General features: G+C 66.7%; 2 protein-coding genes and 1 pseudogene. All 3 read left to right on the top strand.

What is annotated here, in order from left to right; genetic code table 11:
* The first annotated feature begins 71 nt into the window (after nt 1-71).
* Nucleotides 72-1,505 (top strand): Asp-tRNA(Asn)/Glu-tRNA(Gln) amidotransferase subunit GatA, encoded by a 1,434-nt coding sequence (gatA, locus tag Mlute_RS14785; protein WP_119361296.1) that lies wholly within the window; start codon nt 72-74, stop codon nt 1,503-1,505.
* Between the two features lie 102 nt (nt 1,506-1,607).
* The gene (locus Mlute_RS14780) at nt 1,608-2,375 is read left to right on the top strand and encodes a 3'-5' exonuclease (protein WP_119361295.1); all 768 of its coding nucleotides are present in this window, start codon (nt 1,608-1,610) and stop codon (nt 2,373-2,375) included.
* A 44-nt stretch (nt 2,376-2,419) separates the two neighbouring features.
* A pseudogene (locus Mlute_RS14775) lies at nt 2,420-2,647 on the top strand (hypothetical protein); the annotation flags it as partial.

The following is a 2,647-nucleotide window of genomic DNA, read 5'->3' as shown; positions in this document are numbered from 1 at the left end:
GGTGCGGGGCTGGTTCGCCCAGGGGCCTTGGCGGGGTGGATGAGGCCGATTCCTTATATCATGGGGGCCGTATGCTGGCGCAGGAGATTGCAAAGCGGGTCCGCTCTGGAGAAACCACCCCTAGTGAGGTTTTAGCGGCCTATCTGGCCCGTGTTGAGCGGCTTGAGCCCCAACTCCACGCCTTCATTCGCCTGAACCCCCGGGCCCTCGAGGAGGCCCGCCGGGTGGAGGGGCGCCTTGCGGCGGGGGAGGCCTTGCCCCTGGCAGGGGTTCCGGTAGCCCTCAAGGACAACATCTGTACCCGCGGCCTGGAGACCACCTGCGCCTCGAGGGTGCTGGCCTCCTTTGTTCCCCCTTACGACGCCACGGTCGTGGAGCGGTTGCGCCAGGCGGGGGCGGTGGTGCTGGGCAAGACCAACATGGATGAGTTCGCCATGGGCTCCTCCACCGAGTACTCGGCCTTCGGCCCTACCCGGAACCCTTGGGACCCGGAGCGGGTTCCGGGGGGCACCTCGGGGGGCTCAGCGGCTGCGGTGGCCGCAGACCTTGCGCCGGTGGCCCTGGGTACCGATACCGGGGGCAGCGTGCGCCAGCCGGCGGCCTTCTGCGGCGTTTACGGCTTCAAGCCCACCTACGGGCGCATCTCCCGCTACGGGGTGGTGGCCACGGCCAGCAGCCTTGACCAGGTGGGCACCCTAGCCCGCACGGTGGCCGACCTGGCCCTCCTTACCGATGTGGTGAGCGGCCCCGACCCCCGCGACAGCACCAGCCTGGAGGCCGAGCCCCGCTTCGCTCAGGCCTTGGGGGCCCCTGTGGGGGGGCTTACCGTTGGGGTGATCAAGGAGGCGCTGGCGGAGGGCAATTCCCCTGGGGTGCTGGAGGCCCTGGAGCGTTTCCGGGCGGTCATGGAAGGGCGAGGGGTGCGCTTTGTGGAGGTGAGCGTGCCCACCTTGAGGTACGCCCTGGCCGCCTATTACATCGTCAACACCGCCGAGATAAGCTCCAACCTGGCCCGCTACGACGGGACCCTTTACGGCCTGCGGGTGCCTGGGGAGGACAGCGTGGAGACCATGATGCGCACCCGGGAGAAGGGTTTTGGCCCAGAGGCCAGGCGCCGCATCTTGATGGGAACCTTTGTGCTCTCCGCAGGGTACTACGCCGCCTACTATGGTAGGGCCCTGCGGGCTCGAGCCCGGCTGAAGGCGGATATGGAGGCGGCCTTTGCCCAGGCCGATCTGCTCCTTACCCCCACCAGCCCCACGCCGGCCTTCCGCCTGGGTGAGAAGACCGGGGACCCCCTGGCGATGTACCTGGCCGATGTGGACACCGTGGCAGTCAACCTGGTGGGCCTGCCTGCGATGAGCCTGCCCGCGGGGTTTGAGGGGGCGCTTCCAGTGGGGCTGCAGCTCGTGGCGCCGCCTTTGCGAGACGAGCTCCTCTTTAGCCTGGCGCAGGCCTTTGAGGAGGCCACCGGGGGCCAGTTCGCCCGGCAGGCCCTCCCTTAGCTGCAACGTTAAGACGTTAAGCCCTGTGGCGCTTTGTCATGGGTCTGTGGGCTGGGGTATACTCCCTCCAAGACGCTGTACAAAGCTCCACGGAGCAGTTTGATGAGCCCCACCCACTACCGCCTTTCCACCCGCTTGGCCCGCCACCTTCGCGGTCTTGGCCTGCCTCAAGCCGAGCCTGTGCTGGCCGAGGTGCTGGTGGCCCCCGGGCTGCCGCGGGGTAGCTGGACCCAGGGCCTGCTGGACGACCTGCTGGACGGTCGGTTTGAGCGCCGAGGGGGAAGAGTGGGGCTTTGGGAGTGGAGCTACGGGTTTCCTCCCCGGGGGGAGCCGGTGGTGGTGCTGGATGTGGAGACCACCGGGCTTTCCCCGGAGAGAAGCGAGGTCATTGAGCTGGCCTTGATTCGCTTGGAAAACGCTCAGCGCGTGGTTTTCCAGCGGCTGGTGAACCCCGGTGGGCCCATTCCCCCCTTCATCAGCCGGCTCACCGGGATTCGCGACGCGGATGTGCAGAACGCTCCAGACGTGTACGCGGTGTTGCAGGAGGCCTGGCCTATGCTCCAGGGGGCTACCCTGATCATTCAGAACGCGCCCTTTGACCTGGGGTTTTTGCATCCCCGGTTGAGACGGTTGGGCTACAGGCTGGACAACCCGGTGGTGGACACGATGGACTGGGCGCGCAAGGCCCTGCCCGCCCTGCGCAAGCGGGGTCTGGATGCCTTGGCCTGGGCCTTTGACCTAGAGGTTGCTGGCCGCCACCGCGCTTTGGGCGACGCCGAGACCACGCTGCAGGTAGCCTACGAAATGTACTATATGCTTACCGCCGGGAAGCCCATGGCGGTTGGCCGGTTGACCCAGGGAAGCTTATGATCGCGCGCTACGTCCTCACCAGTGCTTGCCTTCATAGTGGAACCATGAACCTAATCCAACCGCTGCGGGTGTACCTACAGGGGAAAGAGCAGGTGCTCTTGCGGGATGAGGAGGGCGAGACCTACGAAGGGCGGATAAACTGGCAGCAGGGGCGCTTGGAGGGCCTAGCGGCCTACTACGCCAAGCGCCGCTTAGGGGTCAACGACCGGATTGCGCTGCACCTGGAGGGGGAGGTGATACTCCTGGAGGCCCTTACCCCCTCTGCTAAACCC

It is taken from the genome of Meiothermus luteus (genome assembly GCF_003574085.1).
Lineage (GTDB): Bacteria > Deinococcota > Deinococci > Deinococcales > Thermaceae > Meiothermus > Meiothermus luteus.
The sequence above is the reverse complement of the archived record's forward strand: the minus strand, read 5'-3'. Positions and strand labels throughout refer to the sequence as shown.